General features: G+C 73.5%; 17 protein-coding genes. 8 read left to right on the forward strand and 9 right to left on the reverse strand.

Annotation, left to right across the window (positions count from 1 at the left end; translation table 11 throughout):
* Positions 1-2: 2 nt before the first annotated feature.
* From ACQFYA_RS02125 to ACQFYA_RS02140, 4 genes are all read right to left on the reverse strand, one after another.
* On the reverse strand, positions 3-2,477 hold the full coding sequence (locus tag ACQFYA_RS02125; RefSeq protein WP_499121137.1) for an MFS transporter: 2,475 nt from the start codon (positions 2,475-2,477) through the stop codon (positions 3-5).
* Positions 2,478-2,518: 41 nt separating this feature from the next.
* On the reverse strand, positions 2,519-2,983 hold the full coding sequence (locus ACQFYA_RS02130) for a MarR family winged helix-turn-helix transcriptional regulator (RefSeq protein WP_499121140.1): 465 nt from the start codon (positions 2,981-2,983) through the stop codon (positions 2,519-2,521).
* A 236-nt stretch (positions 2,984-3,219) separates the two neighbouring features.
* Positions 3,220-4,911: a phosphoglucomutase (alpha-D-glucose-1,6-bisphosphate-dependent) gene (gene pgm, locus ACQFYA_RS02135; RefSeq protein ID WP_499121143.1), complete on the reverse strand. Its 1,692-nt coding sequence runs from the start codon at positions 4,909-4,911 to the stop codon at positions 3,220-3,222.
* Between the two features lie 47 nt (positions 4,912-4,958).
* The gene (locus ACQFYA_RS02140) at positions 4,959-6,311 is read right to left on the reverse strand and encodes an acetamidase/formamidase family protein (protein ID WP_499121146.1); all 1,353 of its coding nucleotides are present in this window, start codon (positions 6,309-6,311) and stop codon (positions 4,959-4,961) included.
* Positions 6,312-6,588: 277 nt separating this feature from the next.
* Between ACQFYA_RS02140 and ACQFYA_RS02145 the strand changes: the two genes are divergently transcribed.
* Positions 6,589-8,418 (forward strand): calcineurin-like phosphoesterase C-terminal domain-containing protein, encoded by a 1,830-nt coding sequence (locus ACQFYA_RS02145; RefSeq protein ID WP_499121148.1) that lies wholly within the window; start codon positions 6,589-6,591, stop codon positions 8,416-8,418.
* Positions 8,419-8,581: 163 nt separating this feature from the next.
* Here ACQFYA_RS02145 and ACQFYA_RS02150 read toward each other — a convergent pair whose 3' ends face one another.
* Positions 8,582-9,967: a M20 family metallopeptidase gene (locus ACQFYA_RS02150; protein WP_499121151.1), complete on the reverse strand. Its 1,386-nt coding sequence runs from the start codon at positions 9,965-9,967 to the stop codon at positions 8,582-8,584.
* Between the two features lie 145 nt (positions 9,968-10,112).
* Here ACQFYA_RS02150 and ACQFYA_RS02155 point away from each other — a divergent pair, with 145 nt between their 5' ends.
* The gene (locus ACQFYA_RS02155; protein WP_499121154.1) at positions 10,113-11,675 is read left to right on the forward strand and encodes an AbgT family transporter; all 1,563 of its coding nucleotides are present in this window, start codon (positions 10,113-10,115) and stop codon (positions 11,673-11,675) included.
* Positions 11,676-11,770: 95 nt separating this feature from the next.
* Positions 11,771-13,033, forward strand: coding sequence for an SGNH/GDSL hydrolase family protein (locus tag ACQFYA_RS02160; RefSeq protein WP_499121157.1), 1,263 nt, complete (start codon positions 11,771-11,773; stop codon positions 13,031-13,033).
* Positions 13,034-13,212: 179 nt separating this feature from the next.
* On the opposite strand, the gene ACQFYA_RS02165 is transcribed toward ACQFYA_RS02160, so the two are convergent.
* Complete coding sequence (locus ACQFYA_RS02165) at positions 13,213-14,841, reverse strand: glycoside hydrolase family 10-like protein (protein WP_499121160.1); 1,629 nt, start codon at positions 14,839-14,841, stop codon at positions 13,213-13,215.
* 179 nt (positions 14,842-15,020) lie between these two features.
* On the opposite strand from ACQFYA_RS02165, the gene ACQFYA_RS02170 reads away from it, so the two are divergent.
* On the forward strand, positions 15,021-15,974 hold the full coding sequence (locus ACQFYA_RS02170) for an SH3 domain-containing protein (RefSeq protein ID WP_499121163.1): 954 nt from the start codon (positions 15,021-15,023) through the stop codon (positions 15,972-15,974).
* Positions 15,975-15,976: 2 nt separating this feature from the next.
* Here ACQFYA_RS02170 and ACQFYA_RS02175 read toward each other — a convergent pair whose 3' ends face one another.
* Positions 15,977-16,750: an SDR family oxidoreductase gene (locus ACQFYA_RS02175; RefSeq protein ID WP_499121166.1), complete on the reverse strand. Its 774-nt coding sequence runs from the start codon at positions 16,748-16,750 to the stop codon at positions 15,977-15,979.
* Positions 16,751-16,864: 114 nt separating this feature from the next.
* Here ACQFYA_RS02175 and ACQFYA_RS02180 point away from each other — a divergent pair, with 114 nt between their 5' ends.
* A complete protein-coding gene (locus tag ACQFYA_RS02180; RefSeq protein ID WP_499121168.1) occupies positions 16,865-17,722 on the forward strand; it encodes a helix-turn-helix transcriptional regulator in 858 nt (285 codons plus the stop codon).
* A gap of 78 nt (positions 17,723-17,800) precedes the next feature.
* On the opposite strand, the gene purB is transcribed toward ACQFYA_RS02180, so the two are convergent.
* Positions 17,801-19,297: an adenylosuccinate lyase gene (gene purB / locus ACQFYA_RS02185; protein WP_499121171.1), complete on the reverse strand. Its 1,497-nt coding sequence runs from the start codon at positions 19,295-19,297 to the stop codon at positions 17,801-17,803.
* Between the two features lie 157 nt (positions 19,298-19,454).
* Between purB and ACQFYA_RS02190 the strand changes: the two genes are divergently transcribed.
* Positions 19,455-19,718 carry a hypothetical protein gene (locus ACQFYA_RS02190; RefSeq protein ID WP_499121173.1) on the forward strand — a complete coding sequence of 88 codons (264 nt, stop codon included), beginning with the start codon at positions 19,455-19,457 and terminating at the stop codon, positions 19,716-19,718.
* Complete coding sequence (locus ACQFYA_RS02195; RefSeq protein ID WP_499121176.1) at positions 19,715-21,349, forward strand: hypothetical protein; 1,635 nt, start codon at positions 19,715-19,717, stop codon at positions 21,347-21,349. The genes ACQFYA_RS02190 and ACQFYA_RS02195 overlap by 4 nt, the downstream gene beginning before the upstream one ends.
* On the opposite strand, the gene ACQFYA_RS02200 is transcribed toward ACQFYA_RS02195, so the two are convergent.
* Positions 21,318-21,710: a phage holin family protein gene (locus ACQFYA_RS02200; RefSeq protein WP_499121179.1), complete on the reverse strand. Its 393-nt coding sequence runs from the start codon at positions 21,708-21,710 to the stop codon at positions 21,318-21,320. The genes ACQFYA_RS02195 and ACQFYA_RS02200 overlap by 32 nt on opposite strands.
* Before the next feature lie 73 nt (positions 21,711-21,783).
* On the opposite strand from ACQFYA_RS02200, the gene ACQFYA_RS02205 reads away from it, so the two are divergent.
* Positions 21,784-22,737, forward strand: coding sequence for an ATP-grasp domain-containing protein (locus ACQFYA_RS02205; RefSeq protein ID WP_499121182.1), 954 nt, complete (start codon positions 21,784-21,786; stop codon positions 22,735-22,737).
* Positions 22,738-22,757 lie beyond the last annotated feature (20 nt).

Raw genomic sequence — 22,757 nt, forward strand, 5'->3', positions numbered from 1 at the left:
GCTCACTCCGCCGGGTGGGCGAGCGTGACGTCGTGGCCGTCCACGCCGTGCCCCGCGAGGCTCAGGGCCGTCGCCGCCGGCGGGTAGCCCGTCGCGATCAGGGTGTACTCGCCGCCGTCCAGGTCGGTGAACGCGTAGGCGCCGTCCTCCCCGGTGGTGGCGGTCCCCGCGACGTTGCCCGCCGCGTCGACGAGCGTGACGCGGGCGTCCGGGAGCGGGCCGTGCGGGGCGCGCACGACGCCCGTGACCCGTGCCCCTGCCGCGAGCTCGACCTCGATGTGCGTGATGCCCGTGGTCCCCACCTCGACCGGCAGGGCGCGGGGCCGGAAGCCGGCGGCGTTGACCGCCACGGTGACCGGCCCGGGCACGAGCTCCTCGAGCGTGAAGGTGCCGTCCTCGGCCGTGCTGGCGGTGGCCTGCAGGTCGCCCCGCACGTCGGTGACCAGCACCATCGCCCCGGGCACCGGCAGCAGGTCGGCGCCGCGGACGACGCCGCGCAGGCCGCTGGTGCCGCTGAGCAGCACGTCGTGCGCCAGCGGCCCGGCGCCGACGACGATCGTGGACGCCTGCGGCTGGAACCGGTCCGCCGAGGCGATGAGCACGTACGTGCCGGCGCCGGGGGCGTCGACCGTGTACGCGCCGTCCGGCCGGGCGATCGCCAGGCCGAGCTGTCGCCCGCCCAGCGAGATGAGCGTGATCGCCGCCTGCGGCAGCGGCGCGCCCTCCGGCCCGCGGACCAGCCCGTGCACGGGCACGCCCGGTGCCCCGCCCGGCACCGGAGCGCCGTCGGCGAGCGTCGCGACCGTGGCAGGCTCGGCGTGTGCCGCGGCCACCGCCGCGGGGGCCGAGGACGGCGCGACGGCCGTGTCGCCGTCGGCCGCCTGCGAGACCGGCGTGGTGCGCAGCGGCACCTCCTTGATGAAGATCACGAGGAGGAAGGCGACGAACGCGGCGCACGCGGCGATCGCGAAGATGTCCGCGATGCTGGCCCCGTAGGCGCTCTCCATGACGGTGCGCAGCGGGCCGGGCAGCTGGTCCATGTCCGGGATGGTGCCGGAGGTGGCGCTGGTGCCCTGGGCCAGCTCGGCGCCGCGCGGGCCGAGGTCCGCGAGGCCGTCCTTGACGTGGTCGGCGACGTGGTTCGCCAGGACGGCGCCCAGCGCGGAGACGCCGATCGCGCCGCCGAGCGAGCGGAAGAAGTTGATCACGGAGCTGGCGGCGCCGAGCTCGCTCGGGGACACCTGGTTCTGCGTGGCGAGCACCAGGTTCTGCATCATCATGCCGATGCCGAGGCCCATCAGCGCCATGAAGACGGCGACGTGCCAGTACTCGGTGTCGTACTCGATGGTGCTCAGCAGCCCGAGCCCGCCGGTGAGCAGGACGGCGCCGGTGACGAGCCAGGCCTTCCACCGGCCCGTCTTGGTGATGATCAGGCCGGAGACCGTCGAGGAGACGAACAGTCCGCCGATCATCGGGATGGTCATGACGCCGGCCATCGTCGGGGTCTTGTCCCGGGCCAGCTGGAAGTACTGGCTGAAGAAGATGGTGCCGGCGAACATCGCCACGCCCACGAACAGCGACGACACGCCGGCGAGGGCGACCGTGCGGTTCTTGAACAGGCGCATCGGGATGATCGGCTCGGAGACCTTGGTCTCGACCAGGATGAACAGCAGCACGAGCAGGAGCGCCCCGCCGGTCATCGCGTAGGTCTGCCAGGAGTTCCACTCGTACTTGTCGCCCGCGAAGGTGACCCACAGCAGCAGCAGGCACACGGCGGCGGTGGACAGGAACGCGCCGGCCCAGTCGATCTTGACGTTGTCGCGCTTGACGACGGGCAGGTGCAGCGTCTTCTGCAGCACGATGATCGCGATGATCGCGAACGGGATGCCGACGTAGAAGCACCAGCGCCAGCCGAGCCAGTCGGTGTCGGTGATGACGCCGCCCAGCAGCGGGCCGCCGACCGTGGCGACCGCGAACGTCGCGCCGAGGTAGCCGGAGTACCGGCCGCGCTCGCGCGGCGCGATCATCGACGCCATCACGACCTGCGCCAGGGCGGACAGCCCGCCGCCGCCGATGCCCTGGAAGACGCGGCAGACGATCAGCCACTCCGGGGACTGCGCCAGCCCGGCGGCCGCGGAGGCGAGCACGAAGATCACGAGCGCGACCTGGACCAGCACCTTCTTGCTGAACAGGTCGGCGAGCTTGCCCCACAGCGGGGTGCTGGCCGTCATCGCCAGCAGCGACGCGGTGACGACCCAGGTGTAGGCGGACTGGCCGCCCCCGAGGTCCGCGATGATCTCCGGCAGGGCGTTCGAGACGATCGTCGACGACAGGATCGCCACGAACATGCCCAGCAGGACGCCCGTCAGGGCCTCCAGGATCTGCCGGTGCGTCATCGAGACGCCGGCGCCCCCGGTGGGGTCTGCGGAGTGCCCGGTGCGCTTGGCGTGCGCGGGCACCGTCGCTGTGGTTGCCATGGAAGTCCTTCCGAGGTGGAGCGTGGGGGGTGTCGTCGGGCTCACGCGGGGACCGCGGCGCGCGCGGTCGGCCGGCACTCGGCGAAGCTGCCGTGCAGCCGCGCCATGAGGGCGGCGAGGTCGTCGATCTCGTCGCCGTCCCAGTCGCCCATCCGCTCGGCGAACAGGCGGGTGGTGCGCTCGGAGATCTCCTCGAGCTTGCGCGATCCCGCGGGCGTGAGGCTGAGGGTCCAGGACCGCCGGTCCTCCGGGTCGCGCGTGCGCTCGACCCAGCCCTGGTCGACGGCGTGGGACGCGTGCCGGCTGGTGACGGAGGGGTCGATGAGCAGCAGCTCGGCGAGCCGGCTCAGCCGCATCGACCCCTGACGGCGGAGGGTCGACAGGACGGCCGTGGGGCCGACCGGACAGTCGGGCGGAAGGTTCCGCACGATGGTCCGCTTGACGGCACCGACGGCGCGCAGCTGGCGCTGCAGCTCCTCGTACCTCGCGTGGTCCGACTCCGACACCGGGACACACCCCCTAGATGATTGCGGAGAGCAACCTAAAAAAGGTTGCCTGCTGAAATCAAGTTCGTCCCGAAGAGCGGACGGGCAGGGGTGGGGCGGGGGCGGGCTGCCCTAGGGCATGGGTGAGGCAAGGGCGGGTCAGGAGCGCAGGTCGGCGCGGGTGCGGGGCGCGCCCGTGTCCGCTGGGCGCCCGCCGACCGCCGCGACGTGCGCCACATCGCCGCCAGGTCGCGGTGCTAGGCGAGCGCGCCGTCGACCAGCTCCTTCGCGGCGGCCTGCACCTCGGCGAGGTGGTCGGCGGACACGAACGACTCGGCGTAGATCTTGTACACGTCCTCCGTGCCGGACGGGCGGGCGGCGAACCACGCGTCGTCGGTCGTGACCTTCAGGCCGCCGATCTTCGCGCCGTTGCCGGGGGCCTCGGTGAGCGTGGCGGTGACGTCCTGGCCGGCGAGCGTCGTCGAGGTGACCTGCTCGGGGGACAGCGCCGACAGCTTCGCCTTCTGCTCGCGGGAGGCGGGCGCGTCCACGCGGGCGTACCAGGACTCGCCGTGGCGGGCCACGAGGTCGGCGTGGTGCTCGGACGGCGTGCGGCCGGTGGTGGCGATGATCTCGGACGCGAGCAGCGCCAGCAGCAGGCCGTCCTTGTCGGTGGACCACACGCGGCCGTCACGACGCAGGAACGACGCCCCCGCCGACTCCTCGCCGCCGAAGCCGACCTCGCCCGTGAGCAGGCCGGGCACGAACCACTTGAAGCCCACCGGCACCTCGACCAGCTCCCGGCCGAGGCCGGCCACGACCCGGTCGATCAGCGCGGACGACACGAGCGTCTTGCCGACCGCCGTGCCCTGCGGCCAGCCGGGGCGGGCCCCGCCGTACAGGTACTCGATGGCGACGGCCAGGTAGTGGTTCGGGTTCATCAGGCCCGCGTCGGGGGTGACGATGCCGTGCCGGTCGGAGTCCGCGTCGTTGCCGGTCGCGACGTCGAACGGCGCGCTCCCGCCGGTCGAGCCCGTCGAGACCATGCGCTCCACCAGCGACGCCATCGCGTACGGGGAGCTGCAGTCCATGCGGATCTTGCCGTCCCAGTCGAGCGTCATGAACGACCAGCGAGGGTCCACCTGCGGGTTCACGACGGTGAGGTCGAGGTCGTACCGCTCGCCGATCGCGCCCCAGTACTCCACCGACGCGCCGCCCAGCGGGTCGGCGCCGATGCGCACACCGGCGCCGCGGATCGCCTCGAGGTCGACCACGTTCGGCAGGTCGTCGACGTACGTGGTGAGGAAGTCGTGCTTGTGCGTCGTGTCGGCGGCGAGCGCGTCCTCCAGCGCCACGCGGCGCACCGACGCGAGCCCGCCCGTGCGCAGGATCTCGTTGGCGCGGTCGGCGATCCAGCCGGTCGCCTCCGACCCGGCGGGCCCGCCGTGCGGCGGGTTGTACTTGAAGCCGCCGTCGCGCGGCGGGTTGTGCGACGGCGTCACGACGATGCCGTCGGCCAGCCCCGGCCCCTGGGTGCGCACGCCGTCGCCCGTCGTCGCGCCGTTGTGGATGAGGATCGACTGCGACACGGCGGGCGTGGGGGTGAACGAGTCGCGCGCGTCCACCATGACCGTCACGCCCGCCGCGGCCAGCACCTCCAGCGCCGTCTGCCACGCCGGCAGCGACAGCGCGTGCGTGTCACGACCGATGAACAGCGGCCCGTCCGTGCCCTGCGACGCCCGGTACTCGACGATCGCCTGCGTGACCGCCGCGATGTGCGCCTCGTTGAACGCCGTGTCCAGGCTGGAGCCGCGGTGGCCGGACGTGCCGAACACCACCTGCTGTGCCGGGTCGTCTGGGTCGGGCGTCAGGTCGTAGTACGCGCCCACCACCCGGTCGACGTCGATGAGGTCCTCGGGCTGGGCAGGCTGGCCGGCGCGCTCGTGCATGGGGTCGATACTGCCAGGCGCCGGCCACGCCTGTCAGGGGTGAGGTGTCAGCGGCGGAAGTCCGCCTTGCGGACGAGCCCGTGCACGCCGACGGTGCGGTCCACGACCTGCGAGACGGCGAAGTCGGCCGCCGCGGACAGGTACGCGTAGGCGATCGCGCGGTCCATGCCCTGGTCGTGCTCGAGGAAGTCGAGGGCGTTGACGACGGCGCGGCGCATCGCGACGTCGAGGTCGCTGCCGTTCCCGCCGACGGCCCCGTCCGGGTCGGACAGGCCGATCGGGATCCACGCGTCGTCCGTCTCCGCGAACGGGTAGGAGTACGCCACCGACGGGGCGTCGCCGGAGCCCTTTTTGCACACGGTGAGCCGGAACGTGCCGCGCAGCGACCCCTCCATCGCGGTGAGCGCCACCTCGCCGTCGCCCATGGCCATGTGCGGGTCGCCCACGTAGAACAGGGCGCCCGGCGCGCGCACGGGCAGGTAGAAGGTGGAGCCCGCGCCGAGGTGGCTGATGTCGATGTTGCCGCCGCCCAGCGTGGGCGGGACGGAGTTGGCCTCGGGGGCGGTGAGCCCCGTGTTCTCCGAGAACGCCACGCCCATCGTGCCGAAGAAGCAGCGCAGCGGGAACGACACGCGCGAGCGGCCGGAGCCGATGACGGCCCGGCTCCCCTGGACCTGCGCGAACACCGACACGTTGCCGTACTCGGTGGGGATGCCGGACCCGCGCCCGTCCGTGGCCACCGGGGGCATGACCTCGTCCAGCGAGATGCCCGCCGGCGCCCCGGAGGCGGTGCGGGCCAGCGCGCCCTTGCCGTGCCGCGACGAGATGACGCCGTACGGCACGCGCGGGGCGACGTCGAGCGTCTCGATCTTGAGCACGTCGCCGGGCTCGGCCCCCTCCACGTGGACCGGGCCGGTGATGACGTGCGGGCCGTCGGTGTCGAAGCTCCGGGTGGTCCGGTCGTAGCCGGCGGCGATGGCGACCGCGTCGTCGAGCACCTCGCGGCGGCGCACGCCGTGCTCGCCGAACCAGGCCACCGGGTCGCGGCCCTGGTCCTCGAGGATGCCCTCGTGCGAGACGGAGTCGATCGTCAGGGTGCGGCCCGAGCGGACCCGCGTCACGGGCGTCGCGTGCACCGACGGCACGTAGCCCCACAGCACGTCGTCGACGTCGGAGCCCAGGTAGTGGTCGCCGCGGACGCGGCCCCGACCCGGCTGGAGGATCCCGCCGAACGTCGCGGGGTTCCCTCGCGTGGCGGCGGTGGTGCCCGTGGCGGCGGCCGACAGCCCGGTGCCGACGGTCAGCGCGGTGCCCGCCCCGACGCCCGCGGCGGCCTGCAGGAAGCGGCGGCGGCCCAGCCCCGCGGTGAGGGTCTCGGCAGCGTCTCGTCCGTCGTGCATGTGTGCTCCTCGCGCTCGTCCCCAAGCCCTCGCGGTCCGGGTGCGCACGACGCTAGGCAGCGCGCATGACGCGCATGTTCGTCGCCGGTGTCCACGGGGTAACGGAAGGCCACCGTTGGCTGGGAGTTCGCCGTGGCCGCTCTGACGTTCGGCTGCCCGGCGTCTCGGCGTCACCGGACGGTTGCCTCGGCCGCCTAGCGTCGTCGCCATCGGCATGCCGGAGCGCCCTGACGAGGGCGTGTACTCGATCCGCTCTCCCAGAACCCGGAGGAAGTACATGAACCCCCGCAGCATCCGCCAGGCATGCGCCGTCGCCGGGACCGCCTCGCTCGTCGGGCTGGTCCTCGCGGCGCCGGGCGCGGTCGCCGCGCCGTCGTCCGACCCGACGACGACCGCGTCGAACGCAGCGGCCCAGCGCAGCCAGGCCGGCCTGTACACCGGTCACGTCGAGGTCGTGCGCGGCGAGGCCGCCGACCCCGAGGTGCTCACCGGCACCGTGTTCCACGACAAGGACGAGGACTCCACCCAGGACCGGCGCGAGAAGGGCGTCGCCGGCGTCCAGGTGTCCAACGGGCGCGACGTCGTCACGACCGACGGCCAGGGGCGCTACAGCATCCCGGTCGACGACGACACGACCGTGTTCGTCACGCAGCCCGCCGGCTACCAGGTGCCGGTGGACGAGGACGCGATCGCGCAGTTCAGCTACAACCATGTCCCCGAGGGGTCGCCCGAGCTGACGTACGGCGGCATCGAGCCCACGGGCCCGCTGCCGAAGGCGGTCAACTTCCCGCTCGCCAAGGACAAGGCGACGAGCAGGGCTGCGCAGAGCTGCCCGATCGCGGCCGACACCCAGACGTACGACCTCACCCAGGTCGGATACGCCCGGGACGGCGCCGTCGGGGACCTCATGGACCGCGAGGACTACGCGAGCTGCGGCGTCCTGCTGCTCGGCGACAACGTCGGCGACGACCTGAGCCTGTACCCGGCGCTCAAGGACCTGTACGCCGCCGCGAACGGCCCGGTCCGCATGGCGCCCGGCAACCACGACATGGACTACGACGCCGTCGACGACGCGCACGCCCTGGACACGTTCCGTCAGCAGGTCGGGCCGGGCTACTTCTCGTACGACGTCGGCCAGGCGCACGTCGTCGTGCTGGACAACATCGTCTACAAGGGCGCCAAGGACGGGAAGAACGGCGGCTACGCGGAGGCGATCGACGACGGCCAGCTCGCCTGGCTCGAGGCGGACCTCGCCGAGGTGCCGAGGAACAAGCTCGTCGTCGTCGCCGCGCACGCGCCGATCGTCGACCACCGCGAGGTCATCACCGACAACGCGCCGGCGCTGTACGAGGTCCTCGAGGGCCGCAACGCCGTCACGGTCGGCGGGCACACGCACATGCTGGAGAACCTGCTGCCCGGCGACACCCGCGCCGAGTGGAAGGCGGGCGGCGTCGAGGAGCTCGAGCACACCCAGCTCGTGGCCGGCGCCGTCTCCGGCGACTGGTACTCCGGCGGCCTGGACGAGCACGGCCTGCCGTTCGCGTACATGGCCGACGGCGCCCGCCCGGGCGTCCTCACGCTGGAGCTGGACGGCAACGAGTTCTCCGAGCGGTACACGATCCGCGGGGAGCAGGACGACCTCCAGCTCGCCCTCGGCGTGAACACGCCGCACTGGCGGGACTGGGCCGGCGACGCGCTCGCGTGGCGCGACGGCGGCAAGGACGGTGATGCCCCGGCGCTGGGCGACCAGCACCTGGTGAGCGCCGAGGACCTCGCGGGCGACAGCTGGCTCACGGCCAACTTCTTCGCAGGTTCCTCGGACGCGCAGGTCGAGGTGTCGATCGACGGCGGCGCCGCGGTCGAGGCCGAGCACACGCAGCCGATGGCAGGCGAGGCCCTGCAGACCGGGTGGGAGTTCTCCGACCCACAGGCCGCGACGCGCAACCTGCTCACCAGCGGCAGCGTCACGCGGTCGAGCGCCCACCTGTGGCGCCTGCCCGTCCCGGCGGGCCTCGAGGAGGGCACGCACGCCGCGACCGTGACGGCCACCGACCACCGGGGCCGGGAGTACACCGACACCCTGCGGTTCACCGTCGGGAGCCGCTGACCCGGCGGTCGGGCCCGTCGAAAGCTCTCGTCGGTCGAGCTTGTCGACAACCTTCGTCGGTCGAGCCTGTCGAGACCACGGAGGGGTCTCGACAGGCTCGACCGGCGGTGGGTGGCTCGACCGGCGGTGGGTGGCTCGACCGGCGGTGGGTGGCTCGACCGGCTCAGTCGAAGTAGCGCGGCACGTCCAGCGGGCCGCCGTGCGCGACGAACTCGTCGTGCACGGCGGCCCGCAGGGCGTCGTCGCTCAGGTACTCGAGCGCGGTGAGGGCCAGGCCGACGGCGGAGTCGACGGCGGCGGCCACGGCCGCCGGGCCCGCCGCGGCGTCGGCGAACTCCGCGGTGTGCAGCGCCACCTCCGGCGCGGAGACCTGCACCAGCGGGTGCATGCCCGGCACCCGGAACGACACGTTGCCGAAGTCCGTCGAGGCCGCGATCGTCTCGGACACCACGCCGGCCGGCAGCGGGTCCCGCCCGCGACGGCGCTGCGCCGCCACCCAGCGCTCCGTGAGCGCGGCGTTGGTGCGCACGGGCAGGCTCGGCAGCGCGCCGTCGTCCCAGCCGATCTCCACCTGGGTGCCGGTCATGAGGGCGGCGCCCCGGGCGATGTCGTCGAGCCGCGCCGACAGGTCGCGCAGGGTGTCCGGGTACTTCGACCGGGCGTACAGCCGCATGACCGCACGCTCGGTGATGATGCTGGGGCGGGTGCCGCCCTCGACGATCGTCGCGTGCACGCGGTCCACCGGCGGCAGCTGCTGCCGCAGCAGGCCGACGCCCTGGTAGGCGAGGTTCGCCGCGTCGAGCGCGTTGCGGCCCATGAACGGCTGCGCCGACGCGTGCGCCGGGCGGCCGGTGAACGTCCACGTGAGCAGCCGCCGCCCGAGCCACACCTGCTCGGCCACGTCCTGCCCGTACGGGTGCACCATGATCGCCGCGTCGACGTCGTCGAACGCGCCCGCGCGGGCCAGCACCTCCTTGCCGGTGTGCCCCTCCTCGGCCGGCGTGCCGAGCAGCACCACCCGCCCAAGCGGGCCGTCGCCCGCGGACAGGGCGTCGTGCAGCGCGAGGAACGCGCCCACGCCGGCGGCCGCGATGACGTTGTGCCCGCAGGCATGCCCGATGACGGGCAGCGCGTCGTACTCCGCGCAGATCGCGACCGTCGGACCGTCGCCCGTGCCCAGCTCGGCGCGGAACGCCGTCGCGACGTCGTGCACGCCGAGCTCGGCCTCGACCCCGTGCCGGGCGAGCACCTCGACGAGCGTCGCGGCGCTGCGGTGCTCCTCGAACGCCGGCTCCGGGTCGGCGTGCAGGCGGTCGACGATCTCGCGCAGCTCGGGCTCCAGCGCCTCGGCGGCCCGCTCGACGGCGTCCGCGACCGCGTCGGGCAGGGGCGACGGCGCGACGTCGGGCGGCGCGGACGCGCGGCGCTTCTCCTCCGACTCCCGGACGAGGTGGTCGAGGTAGGCGGTGCTCGGCCGGGCGGGGGGCACGGCGTTCGAGTCGGGCACGGCGTTCGAGTCGGGCGCGGCGTTCGATGCGGGCACAGTCATGTCAGGCATCGTAAGGACGCGGTCGCCGCGGCCGGGAGGAACGGCGCGAATCTCATGATGCGGACGAAACTCTCGCAACGGATGATCGGGGCTACTACGGTCGGGCGGACACGCCCGCGGCGGCGGGCCGGACCGAGGAGACCGCGTGACCAGCTCCGTCGACGCACGATCCCGCACCGACCGCTTCCTCGCCGGCGTGGAGCGGGTCGGCAACAAGCTCCCCGAGCCGTTCACCCTGTTCCTCGTCCTCTTCGGCGTCGTGGCCGTCGTGTCGACCGCGATGGCGTTCGCGGGCGTCACGGTGCAGATGCCGGGCAGCGACGAGGTCGTCCAGGTCAAGGGCCTGTTCACGGCCGAGGGGATGACCTGGCTCACCGAGAACCTCGGTCCCAACTTCCTCGGCTTCCCGCCGCTGGTCACGGTGCTGCCGATCCTCATGGCCGTCGGCGTGGCCGAGAAGTCAGGCCTGCTCGGCGCCGCGGTGCGCTACGCGTTCGGGTCCGCGCCGCGGTGGGCGCTCGCGTACGCGGTCGGCTTCGTCGGCGTGATGGGCAGCATCATGTCCGACACCGCCTTCATCATCATCCCGCCGCTCGCGGCCATGGTGTTCCGCGCGGCGGGCCGGCACCCCGTCGCGGGCCTGCTCGGCGGGTTCGCGGCGGCCGGTGCGGGGTACTCGACGAACATCCTCGTCACCAGCCTGGACGCCCTGTTCGCGGGCATCACCAGCTCGGTCGCCCAGATCCTGCCCGACCCGGGCTCGCCGGTGAACCCGCTGTCGAACTGGTTCTTCAACGCCGTTTCCTCGATCGCGCTGGCGCTGCTCGCCGGCTTCCTCATCGACCGGGTGCTCGAGCCGCGGGTCCGCCGCCAGGGCGTGCCGACGGAGCAGGTCGTGGAGGACGGCGACGACCCGCTGGCGGACGCGTCCGCGGCGACGACGGCGGACGAGCGGCGCGGCCTGCGGAACGCGCTGGTCGTGGCGCTCGGAGTGGCGGCGGTGATGGTCGTCGCCGCGCTCGTGCCCGCCTCCCCGTGGCGCAACGAGGACGGCGCGTTCCTGCCCGAGTCGCCGCTGCTCAGCTCGATCGTGTTCATCGTCTTCACGCTGTTCCTGGTCCCCGCGATCGCCTACGGGCGCGCGGTCGGGACGGTGCGGCGCATCGAGGACGTGCCGATCATGTTCGGCCAGGCCCTCAAGGACATGATCGGGTTCGTCGTCCTGGCGTTCGTGCTCGGCCAGTTCGTCGCGCTGTTCAACTGGTCCGGCGTCGGGCAGTGGATCGCCGTCTCCGGGGCGTCGGCGCTCGAGTCGATCGGGCTGACGGGCTACGGCGCGATCCTCGGCTTCCTCGTCGTGGCGTCGCTGCTCAACCTGTTCATCATCTCGGGCTCGGCGCTGTGGACGCTCATGGCCGCCGTCTTCGTGCCGATGTTCGCGCTCATCGGCTACGAGCCGGCGTTCGTGCAGGCCGCGTTCCGCGTGGGCGACTCCGCCACGCAGATCATCACGCCGCTGAACCCGTACATGATCGTGCTGCTCGCCTACCTGCGGCGGTGGGAGCCGCAGGCGGGGCTCGGCACGGTCATGGCGCGGCTGCTGCCGTTCACCGTGTGCTTCTGGCTGGTGTGGGCGGCGATCCTCACCGTGTTCTTCTTCCTCGACCTGCCCGTGGGCCCCGGCAACGGGATCTTCCTCGAGAGCTGATCCCGCCGCCGCCACGGCACGGTTGCGCGGGAGCCGCGTCACGCGCGACGGTGGCGGGGTGAGCGACGTCCGGACCGGGGCCGACGATGTCGGCGATGTCTGAGGGCGGCAGCCCCCGCCGCCGCGCCCTCGCCGCCGTCCTCGTGGCCTCCGTCGGCCTCTTGGGGGTGTCGGCCGTCGCGCCGACGGCCGGGTCGACCCCCACGACGGTGTCGACGCCCACGACGGTGTCGACGCCTACCGCGGGGACCGATCGGGTGGCGACGTGGGGCGCGAGCGCCGACCGCGTCCGGGGGACGCTCGACGACCGCACGGTCCGCAACCTCGTGCACACCAGCGTCGGGGGGGCGGACCCCCGCGTGGAGCTGTCGAACACGTTCGGCGCCGCGCCCGTCACGTTCGACTCGGTGTACGTGGGGCTCCAGGACGCGGGCGCCGACGTGGTGCCCGGCAGCAACCGGGAAGTGACCTTCGCCGGCTCCGGCACGGTCACCGTGCCGCCCGGCGCCCAGGTCCTGAGCGACCCGGTCGAGGGCGACGTCCCGGCGGACACGACGCTGGCGGTGAGCGTGCACGCCGTCGGGGAGCAGGTGGCGCTGACGGGGCACCGCCTCGCGATGCAGGCGAACTACCTCTCCGGCCCCGGGGACGTGGCCGCCGAGGAGGGCGGAGCCGCGTACACGGAGACCTCGCCGCACTGGTACTGGGTCACCGGCGTGGCGGTCGACGCGCCCGAGCGGGCGGGCACGCTCGCGCTGCTCGGCGACTCGATCACCGACGGGTACGGCTCCACCGCCGGCGCGAACCACCGGTGGCCGGACCGCCTCGCCGACCGCCTCGCCGCCGCCCCGGGCCGTCAGCGCCTCGGGGTGTCGAACCAGGGGATCGCCGGCAACCGGGTCCTCGTCGACAGCATGGGCGTGAGCGCCCTGGCGCGGTTCGACCGCGACGTGCTCGCCGAGCCCGACGTCGAGACCGTCGTCGTGCTCGCGGGCATCAACGACATCGGCCACGGCGACGCGACGTCGGCCGACCAGCTGATCGCCGCGTACCGGCAGCTCATCTCCCGCGCGCACGCGGCGGACGTCTGCGTCGTCGGGGCCACCCTCACCCCGTTCGAGGGCGCGGTCTACGCCGACGAGGCGAAGGAGCAGGTGCGCGTCGGGGTCAACGAGTGGATCCGCACGAGCGGCGAGTACGACGCCGTCGTCGACCTCGACGCCGCCACCCGCGACCCCGCGAACCCGCGCCGCCTCCTCCCCGCGTACGACGTCGGCGACCACCTGCACCCGAACGACGCCGGGTACCGGGCGATGGCCGACGCCGTCGACCTCCGGGCGCTCGACTGCGCCCGCTGACCCACCGCCGGTCGGGCTTGTCGAGACCGATCACCGCCGGTCGAGCCTGTCGAGACCGACCACCGCTGGCTGAGCCTGTCGAGACCGACCACCGCCGGTCGAGTTTGTCGAGACCCGGTTTCGACAGGCTCAACCAACGCTGGCTGGTCGAGCTTGTCGAGACCCGGTACCGACGAGGCTCAGCCGACCGAGCGGGAGCGGCTGGGCCGGGACTCGTTCCACAGCCGGTCGAGGGCGGTCACCGCGTAGGTGTACCGCTCGCCGCGCACCGCCGTCGCGTCGGTCCAGTCCTGCAGCACGCGCCCGTCGGAGCGGACGGTGCCGAGGAGCTGCGTGGCGTCGTCGACGTCGACGCGCGCGCCCCTGCCGGTGGCGCGGTAGACCGCGAACGACGTCGCGCGACGGCGGTGCGGGGCGGCGTCCACCCAGTGCAGCTCCACGCCGTCGCGGTCGTGGTGCGCGTGTGTGAGCAGCGGCTGCTGGACGCGGGTGCCCGGCAGGTGCGGCATGGTCGGGACCAGCGCGGGGTGGGCGTAGTGGTCGGCGCGCACGCGGGACATCGAGCCCTGCGGGTCCTGCGGCACGTGCACGGCCGAGAAGTACACGTTGCCGTGCACGGGCGTGCCCCGGTCCGTGACCTCGGCGCAGAAGGTGAGGTGGTTGCTCAGCTCCGCCGGGTCGGTGAACACCCCCGACGTCACCTTGTACAGGGCCTCGCCGATGTACAGGTGCGTGCCGCCCTGCGCCGCGACGTCGGCCCACCACGGGACGAGCTTGGCGTAGTCCGCGACGGCGAGCCCGAACTGCCAGTAGATCTGCGGGTTGATGTAGTCGAGCCAGCCCTCGAGCACCCACCGGCGGGTGTCGGCGAACTGCAGGTCGTAGCTCTGCGACCCGCCCGTGTCCGAGCCGCGCGGGTCGGTCGACGCGTTGCGCCAGATGCCGAACGGGCTGATGCCGAACTTGACCCACGGCTTGAGCTGCTTGATCCGCTCGGAGATCGTCTGCACGAACTCGTCGACGTTGTGCCGGCGCCAGTCCTCGATCGTCGCGAAGCCGCCGCCGTGCTCGGCGTACGTGCCGGCGTCGGGCAGGGTCTGGCCGGCGACGGGGTAGGGGTAGAAGTAGTCGTCGAAGTGCACGCCGTCGAGGTCGTAGTGCTCGACGCTGTGCAGGATCGCGGCGTAGATGTGCTCGCGCGCCTCGGGCAGGCCCGGGTCGAAGTAGAGCTTGCCGCCGTACGGCCACACCCAGTCCGGGTGCAGGCGGGCCGGGTGCTCGGGCACGAGCTGCGCCGGGTCGGTCTGCATCGACACCCGATACGGGTTGTACCAGGCGTGCAGCTCCAGGTTGCGCGCGTGCGTCTCGGCGACGACGAAGGCCAGCGGGTCGAAGCCGGGGTCGCCGCCCTGCGTGCCGGTGAGGTACTGCGACCACGGCTCGTAGGGGCTGGGCCAGAAGGCGTCCGCCGTGGGCCTGACCTGCACGAAGACCGCGTTGAGGTGCATGTCGGCGGCCACGTCGAGCCAGTGCACGTACTCGGCCCGGAGCTCGTCCGCGCTCAGCCCGGTGCGCGACGGCCAGTCGATGTTCACGACGGACGAGATCCACATCGCGCGCAGCTCACGCTTGCGGGACGTCGCGCCCGCGCCCGTCGTGCCGGGGGCTTCCGCGCCGGCGGCGTGCGCGGGCGCCATCGACCCCACGGTCACGGACAGGGCGGAGCCGGCGAGCCCGGCGGTGGCGAGGGTGAGGAAGCGGCGCCGGTCGACGGCGACGGCGGGTCGGGGAGCGGACGGGTGCGACATTGCGGGTCCTCCGTGGGTCACGACGACTGGTAAGGGAGTTTCACGCTCACGATCACCTGTGAAGACGAGTGTCGTGGATGTCGTACCGCGCGCGCTACCCCACCCCCTGTGCTTACCGTGCGGCTTGGGCAACGATGCCCGAGCTCACTGACGCTGGAGGGGGCACCACCATGCGCACCGTGCGCCGCATCATCACGACCGGAGTCACCATGGGGATCGCCACCGTGATGGCGCTGACGACGGGCATCGCCGGCGCAGGCGCCGCGTCGGCCGCCGTCCGCCCGCTCCCGGACAAGTCCTACGGGCTCTCCTCCTACTACGGTCCGCGGTGCATGCCGATCAAGGCGGCGTCCGCCTGGCACCTGGGCCAGGACATGAGCGCCAAGAAGGGCACCAAGATCAAGTCCGTGGCACCGGGCACCGTCATCAAGGCGGGCTCCGCCCCCGGCTTCGGCCAGGTCGTGGTGGTGCGGTCGAACGCCAACGGCGGCAAGGTCTTCGCCGTCTACGGGCACGTCATCGACGGCAACAAGTACGTGAAGACCGGCAAGTACGTGAAGCGCGGGCAGCACATCGCGGACGTCGGCAGCTCCGGCACCTCGACCGCGCCGCACCTGCACCTGGAGATCTGGAAGGGCGCCTACAAGGGCTCCGGCTCGACCACCGATCCCCTGCCCTGGATGAAGAACCACGGCGCGTCGCTCACCGCGGGCGCGTCGTGGGCCAACCGGCGCGTCGTGCCGTCCTCGTGCACCTACTACACGACCACCCGCGTCAACCTGCGCTCCGGCCCCGGCACCAACTACCGGGTGATCAAGGAGGTGCGGGTCAACCGCAAGCTCACCGCGAAGCCGGGGGCGAGCTCGGGTCTGTGGCGCAAGGTGACGCGCGACGGCACCACGGGCTGGATGCACTCGAGCTACGTCTCGCCCTGGGTGACCTCGCTCGGGACGCGGTACGTGACCGTGAACGGCCTGCGGCTGCGCTCGACCCCCAGCACCAGCGGCCGGATCCTCGACTCGCTGAACAAGGGCAAGGCCGTGAAGAAGGTCTGGGAGCCCTCGAACGGGTGGGTCAAGGTCTACGTCAACGGCAAGCAGGGGTACGTCGCGACGAAGTACCTGCGCAAGTAGGCCTAGCTCGTCCGGGCGACGGCGTGGGGGTCCGTGGCGTTGAGCCGCGCGACCGTCGCGTCGTACGCGCCCGACGTCTCGGCGAACCGCAGGAACTTCACGCCCTCGACCAGGATCTCGTGCGCGTCGGGGTCCGCCGCCAGCAGCTCGACCACCTCGTCCGCAAAGGCGTCGAGCGGCATCGCGACCGGGCTCTCCTCCTGTCCCGGCATGAGGGCGGTCCGCACCGCGGGCGGCACGATCTCGATCACCTGCACGCCCGCCGGCTCGAGCTGCAGCCGGATGCCCTCGCTGAGCCGGTGGACCGCCGCCTTCGTGGCGTTGTAGGTGGGCGTCACCGCGAGCGGCACGTGCGCCAGGCCCGACGAGACCGTGACGAAGGCGGCGCCCGGGCGGGTCCGCAGGTGCGGCAGGAACGCGGCCGCCAGCCGGATCGGCCCGAGCAGGTTGGTCACGACGGTCCGTTCGGCCGTGGCGAGGAAGTCCGACGACGTCCAGTCCTCGGCCCGCATGATGCCCGCCATCGCGACGACGGCGTCGAGGCCGGGGTGGCGCTCGAGGACCTCGCGGCGCGCGTCCTCGATGCTGTCGGGATCGGCCGTGTCGACGCGGACGGCGTCGATCCCGGGGTGGGCGGTCATGATCTCGTCGAGCAGGGCGGTGCGGCGTCCTCCGACGATGACGGTGCTGCCGCGGGCCTGGAGGCGGAGCGCGAGTGCGAGGCCGATGCCGCTGGTCGCGCCGGGAATGAAGACGGTGCTGCGCGTGATGTCCATGTCTCCCACCCTGCGCCGCCGGCCCGGGGGACGGGAGGGGAGCGGTCATCGGGGGACCGACGGTCCCTGGCTGGGGCCTGGCCGACCCGGCGACGTCGGCGGACGATGGGTCGCATGGACCGAGCCGTCGACCGTCGCGCCCTCGCCGAGTTCCTGCGCCGCCGCCGCGAGGCGGTGCACCCCGACGACGTCGGCCTGCCCGCCGGGGCCCGGCGGCGCACCGCCGGGCTGCGCCGCGAGGAGGTCGCGGCGCTCGCGGCCATGTCCGCCGACTACTACACCCGGCTCGAGCAGCAGCGCGGACCGCAGCCCAGCGAGCAGATGCTGGCCTCGCTCGCGCGGGCGCTGCGGCTCACCGACGACGAGCGGGACTACCTCTTCCGCGTCGCCGGCCGGGGCGCGCCCGACCGCACGACGATGTCGTCGCACGTCTCGCCCGCGCTGCTGCGCGTCCTCGACCGGCTGTCCGACACGCCCGCCCTCGTGCTCTCCGCGCTCGGCGAGACCCTCGTGGCGAACGACCTCGCTGTCGCCCTGCTGGGCGACCGCTCCGCGCTGACCGGGTGGGCGCGCAGCGACGTCTACCGCTGGTTCACCGACCCCGCGGAGCGCGAGCTGTACCCCACCGGCGACCGCGACCGGCAGGGCCGCTCGCTCGTCTCCACGCTGCGCGTCGCGCACGGGATGCTCGGCCCGCGCTCGCGCGCGGGGGAGCTGGTCGACGCCCTGCGCGCGCGCAGCGACGAGTTCGCCGAGATCTGGGACCGGCACGAGGTGCACCAGCGCTTCGCCGACCACAAGACGTTGGTGCACCCGCAGGTCGGGCCCGTCGAGCTGGACTGCCAGGTGCTGTTCACCGAGGACCAGACGCAAGCGCTGCTCGTGCTCACCGCCCCGCCCCGCTCCGAGGCGGAGGAGAAGCTCGCGCTGCTGGCCGTCGTCGGGCAGCAGGCGATGACGCGGTCGAGGTAGTCGTGATGCCGAACATGCACCTGCGCTCGGAATCCGGACCGGATTCCGAGCGCAGGTGCATGTTCGGCGGGGCGCTGCTCAGCTCAGGTAGTCCTCGACGAGCTGCGCGGCGATGCCGGTGTACGACGCGGGCGTGAGGTCCGCGAGGCGGGCGGCGACGTCGTCGGGCAGGCCGAGGCCGGCGACGAACTCGCGCATCCGGGCGGCGTCGACGCGCTGGCCGCGGGTGAGCTCCTTGAGGCGCTCGTACGGGTTCTCCATGCCCTCGACGCCGGCGACGGACGCGGCGCGCATCGCGGACTGGACGGGCTCGCCGAGCACCTCCCAGTTGTGGTCGAGGTCGTCGGCCATGAGGGCAGCGTTGACGTTGAGCGCCTTGAGGCCGCGGCGGACGTTGTCGATCGCGAGCAGCGAGTGGCCGAACGCCGGGCCGATGTTGCGCTGCGTCGTGGAGTCGGTGAGGTCGCGCTGCAGGCGGCTCGTGACGAGCGTCGCGGACAGGGTGTCGAGCAGGGAGCAGGAGATCTCGAGGTTCGCCTCGGCGTTCTCGAAGCGGATCGGGTTGACCTTGTGCGGCATGGTCGACGATCCGGTGGCGCCCGCCACGGGCACCTGCGTGAAGAAGCCCAGGGAGATGTACGTCCACACGTCGGTGGCCAGGTTGTGCAGGATCCGGTTGAACCGGGCGACGTCGGCGTAGATCTCCGCCTGCCAGTCGTGCGACTCGATCTGCGTGGTCAGCGGGTTCCACGTGAGGCCGAGGTGCTCGACGAACCCCTTCGAGGCCGCGGGCCAGTCGGCACCCGGGACGGCGACGGTGTGCGCGCCGTAGGTGCCGGTGGCGCCGTTGAGCTTGCCCAGGTACTCCGCGCCCTCGATCCGGCGCAGCTGGCGGCGCAGGCGGTGCGCGAGGACGGCGATCTCCTTGCCCATCGTCGTCGGCGTGGCGGGCTGACCGTGCGTGCGGCTCAGCATCGGCACCTCGGCGTGCTCGCGCGCCATGCCGGCGAGCTGGTCGGCCAGGTCGTCCGCGGCGGGCAGCCAGACGTCGCGCACCCCGCCCTGCACCATGAGCGCGTAGGAGAGGTTGTTGATGTCCTCGCTGGTGCACGCGAAGTGCACGAGCTCGCTCGCGGCCGGCAGGCTCGTCTCCCCGAGGACCTCGGGGGCGGCGGCGATGCGGCGCTTGATGAAGTACTCGACGGCCTTGACGTCGTGCACCGTCTCGCGCTCGATGGCCGCGAGCTCGGCGATCTCGTCCGCCCCGAACGTGGCGGGGATCGTCCGCAGGTAGGCGATCTCGGCGTCGGTCAGGGTGGGGGCGCCCGGGACGACGGCGCCGGGGGACGTCGTCGTGCCGTTGCACAGCGTGACCAGCCACTCGACCTCGACGTGGATGCGTGCCCGGTTCAGCGCGGCCTCGCTCAGGTGGTCCACGAGCGGCGCGACGGCGCCGCGGTAGCGGCCGTCGAGCGGGCCGAGCGCGACGGGCGGCGTGACGTCGGCGAGGTTCACGCGGGCGGGCTGGACGTCGGACGGCGAGGTCTGCGGCGCGGGGGAGGTCACGGCCCACATTCTCCCACGAGGCCGGGTCCCGTCGGTCGAGCCTGTCGAGACCGAGGGGACGGCGCCGCCGCGCCTCGCGGCGCCGAGCCTGTCCCCAGGCGGCCGCCGTCCACAGGGGCGAACGGCCTGCCGAAGGTGTGGCGCCGCCCGGCCTAGCGTCGCGGTCATGACCTCCCACGGCGGCCTCGGGCCGCTCACTCCGGCCACCGCCTCCGGCTCCGCGCGCGCAGTGCCGGTCGAGGCGCGAGCCCTGCTGCTCGCGGCGCACGAGGGCGTCGCCGACGCCGCGGCCGCGGCCCGCCGCAGCCTCGCGGTCGCGTGGGAGTCGGAGGCCGCGGAGCGGTTCCGGGACGAGGTGGCGGCGCTGCTGGCCGAGCTCGACGCCGACCTGACCCGGCTCGAGGAGCTGGCGGGGGTGCTGGGCCGATGACGGGGCGCGAACCCCCGCCGGAGACGCTCGCGATCTCGGGCGGGCGCGGGCTCGCGCGGGTCGACGCGGACGCCGTGCAGGGGGCGTCCGCGCTGCTCGACGCCGCGGCAGAGCGGCTGCGGCAGGCGGCCCGGCACGGCGCGGCCGCCCAGGGCGTCCTGGTGCGGTGGACGTGGGCGCCCGACCCGCTGGCGGCGCCGTTCACGGCCCCGGACCCGCGTGCGGTCGCGGCGGGCCTCGTCCTCGCCGACCGCGTGTCCGACGCCGCCGCGCGGCTGGAGCTCCGGGCCTCCCGCGTCGACCGGTGCGCGCTGCGGCTCCGGCTCGCGGCCGGGCTCTACCGCCGTACGGAGTCCCTCGTCGAGCAGGCCGTGGGCGCGTTCGTCTCCTGGAACGCCCTCGCCGTCGGGGCGGTGGCCGACCTCCTGGTGGGCCAGCCGGCCGTGCGGACCTTCGTCGCCGTGTCGCAGGGGGCGAAGGGCCTGGCCGGACCGGCCACGGTCGACGTGCCGACGCCCCGGGCCGCGACGCCCCCGCCGCCGGCGACGCGCGAGGCCGTCGAGCCGTCGGACGACCTGGTGGCGAACCTGTGGCGGGTCGTCGCGCCGTACGCGGACGAGGCGGTCGCCGGCACCGTCCTCGGGCTGGCCGGCGTGGGCGGCCTGACGCGCGGCGCGGGGACGCTCTCGGACCTCGTCGACGCGCTGCTGCCCGCCTCCGAGGTCCGGGTGCTCGCGCTGTCCGACGCCGACCTGGCCGGCCCGGCGCCCGGCTGGGCGGACCGTCCCTCGGGCACCGTCGCGGAGGCTCTCGCCCGCACGGCCGACCTCTACCCGCAGGGCAGCGGCGTCGTCGGCCGGCCCGGCGTCGGCGTCCCCGCGGGCACGCTCGCGGTGGAGCGGGTGTCGCACGAGGACGGCTCCACGTCGTGGACCGTGCTGATCCCCGGCACCCAGGCGCTCCTGTCACCCACGAACCCCTTCGACGCGGCCACGGACCTCGACCTCATGGCGCACGAGTCGGCGGACGTGTCCGCCGCGGTGGAGCAGGCGCTCGACCTGGCCGGCGCGGACGAGGACGAGGAGGTGGTGCTCGTGGGGCACAGCCTCGGCGGGATCGCGGCGACGGCGCTCGCGGCGTCGCCGGCGTTCCGGGCGAAGCACCCGGTGGGAGGCGTCGTGACGGCGGGCGCGCCGACGGCGACGTTCGCCACCCCGGCGGGCGTGCCCGTCCTGCACCTCGAGAACGACGAGGAGCTGGTCTCGACGGTGGACGGACGCTCCAGCGGTGAGAACCCCGCGACGCCGGACCGGGTGACCGTGGGCCGCAGGCTGCTCGCGTCGGCCGACGCGGCCGACCTCGCGGCGTCCGGCAGCATCGCCCTCGCCCACGCGATGCCCACCCACCTGCGCACGCTGGCCGCGGCTCGGGACTCCGGGAGCGTGCAGGTGGCCGGGGTGACGGGCCGGCTGGAGCGGCTGCTCGGCGGGACGCGCGCGCAGACCTGGTTCTTCGCGGCCCGCCGGACGACAGCGGGCCCGGACGCCGTGCTGGCGCCCGGGCCCGAGGGCGCCGGAGAGGCAGGTGTTGCTGCTGGTCTCAGTCCTTCTTCGGAGCGAACGCTCCGATGATCGCCTGGAGCACGGCGAGGATCAGGGCGATCCAGATGAACCACCAGAAGCCGCCGGTGACCTCGACGCCCCAGTCGCCGAACCACCCCTGGTCGGTGATCCAGGTGGTGAGCCACAGCATGAAGGCGTTGATGAGGAGGTAGAACAACCCCAGCGTGAGGATCAGCAGGGGGATGGAGATGATGCTGACGATCGGCTTCACGAAGCTGCTGACGATCGTGAAGATCAGCGCCACGCCGAGGATGACGAGGATGCGGCTCAGCGTGCTGTCGTCGCCGCCGTAGATCTCGAGGTTGGTGAAGATCAGGTCGCTCAGCCACAGCGCGACGGCCGTGACGATCACGCGGACGATGAAGTTCATCCGGTCATCGTGGCACGTCAAGGCCCTGCGACGCAGGCACGACTCTCGGGGCGGCGGCGCGTAGGCTCGCTGGGTGAGCGACCGTACCGTCCTCGTCCTGCACGACAACCCCGAGTGGCTGCCGCCGTTCGAGCGCGCGTTCGACCGCGCCGGCGTCCGGCTCGAGCCCCGGCACCTGGGCGACGTCACCCTGGACCTCTCCGCGCCGCCGCCGGAGGCCGTGCACTGGTCCCGGCTGAGCGCGTCCGCCCACACGCGCGGCGTGCCGCACGCCCCCGAGGCGGCGCAGGCGCTGCTGTCCGCGGCGGAGGCCGCCGGCCGGCGGGTGGTGAACGGCACCCGCGCCGCGGCGCTCGAGGTGAGCAAGGTGCGGCAGTACGCGCTGCTGCGCGCCGCGGGCCTCGACACGCCGCGCACGGTCGCCGTCACGGACCGCGCGGCGCTGCGCGGGGCCGCCGAGCGCATCGGCACCCCGTTCATCACCAAGCACAACCGCGGGGGCAAGGGCCTCGGGGTGCAGCGCTTCGACGACGTCGAGACGTTCGCCGCGGCGCTCGACGCCGGCCTCGTCGACGAGCCGGTCGACGGCGTGTGGCTGCTGCAGGAGCTGCTCGTGGCGCCGGAGTCGTTCGTCACGCGCGCGGAGTTCGTCGGCGGACGGTTCCACTACGCCGTGCGGGTGGACACGTCCACCGGGTTCGAGCTGTGCCCCGCCGAGGCGTGCGCGCTGCCCGGGGCCGACGGCGAGACGCCTCCGCCCCTGTTCGCGCTGCGGCCCGAGATCACGGCGGAGCACCCGCTGGTCGCCCCGCTCGAGCGGCTGCTCGCGGAGCAGGGGATCGAGATCGCCGGGGTCGAGTTCTTCGAGACGGTCGACGGCCGCACGGTGCCGTACGACATCAACACCAACACCAACTACAGCCCCGACGTCGAGGCGTCGGTCGAGGTGCCCGCCGCCGACGCGATCGCCCGGTTCTTCGCCGGGCTCGTGGCCGCGGAGGTCGAGCACGCGAGCACGGCCGCCTGAGGGCCCGCGGACGGTAGACG

Origin of the sequence: Promicromonospora sp. Marseille-Q5078 (assembly GCF_050315395.1) — a bacterium.
In the GTDB taxonomy this organism is placed as follows: domain Bacteria; phylum Actinomycetota; class Actinomycetes; order Actinomycetales; family Cellulomonadaceae; genus Isoptericola.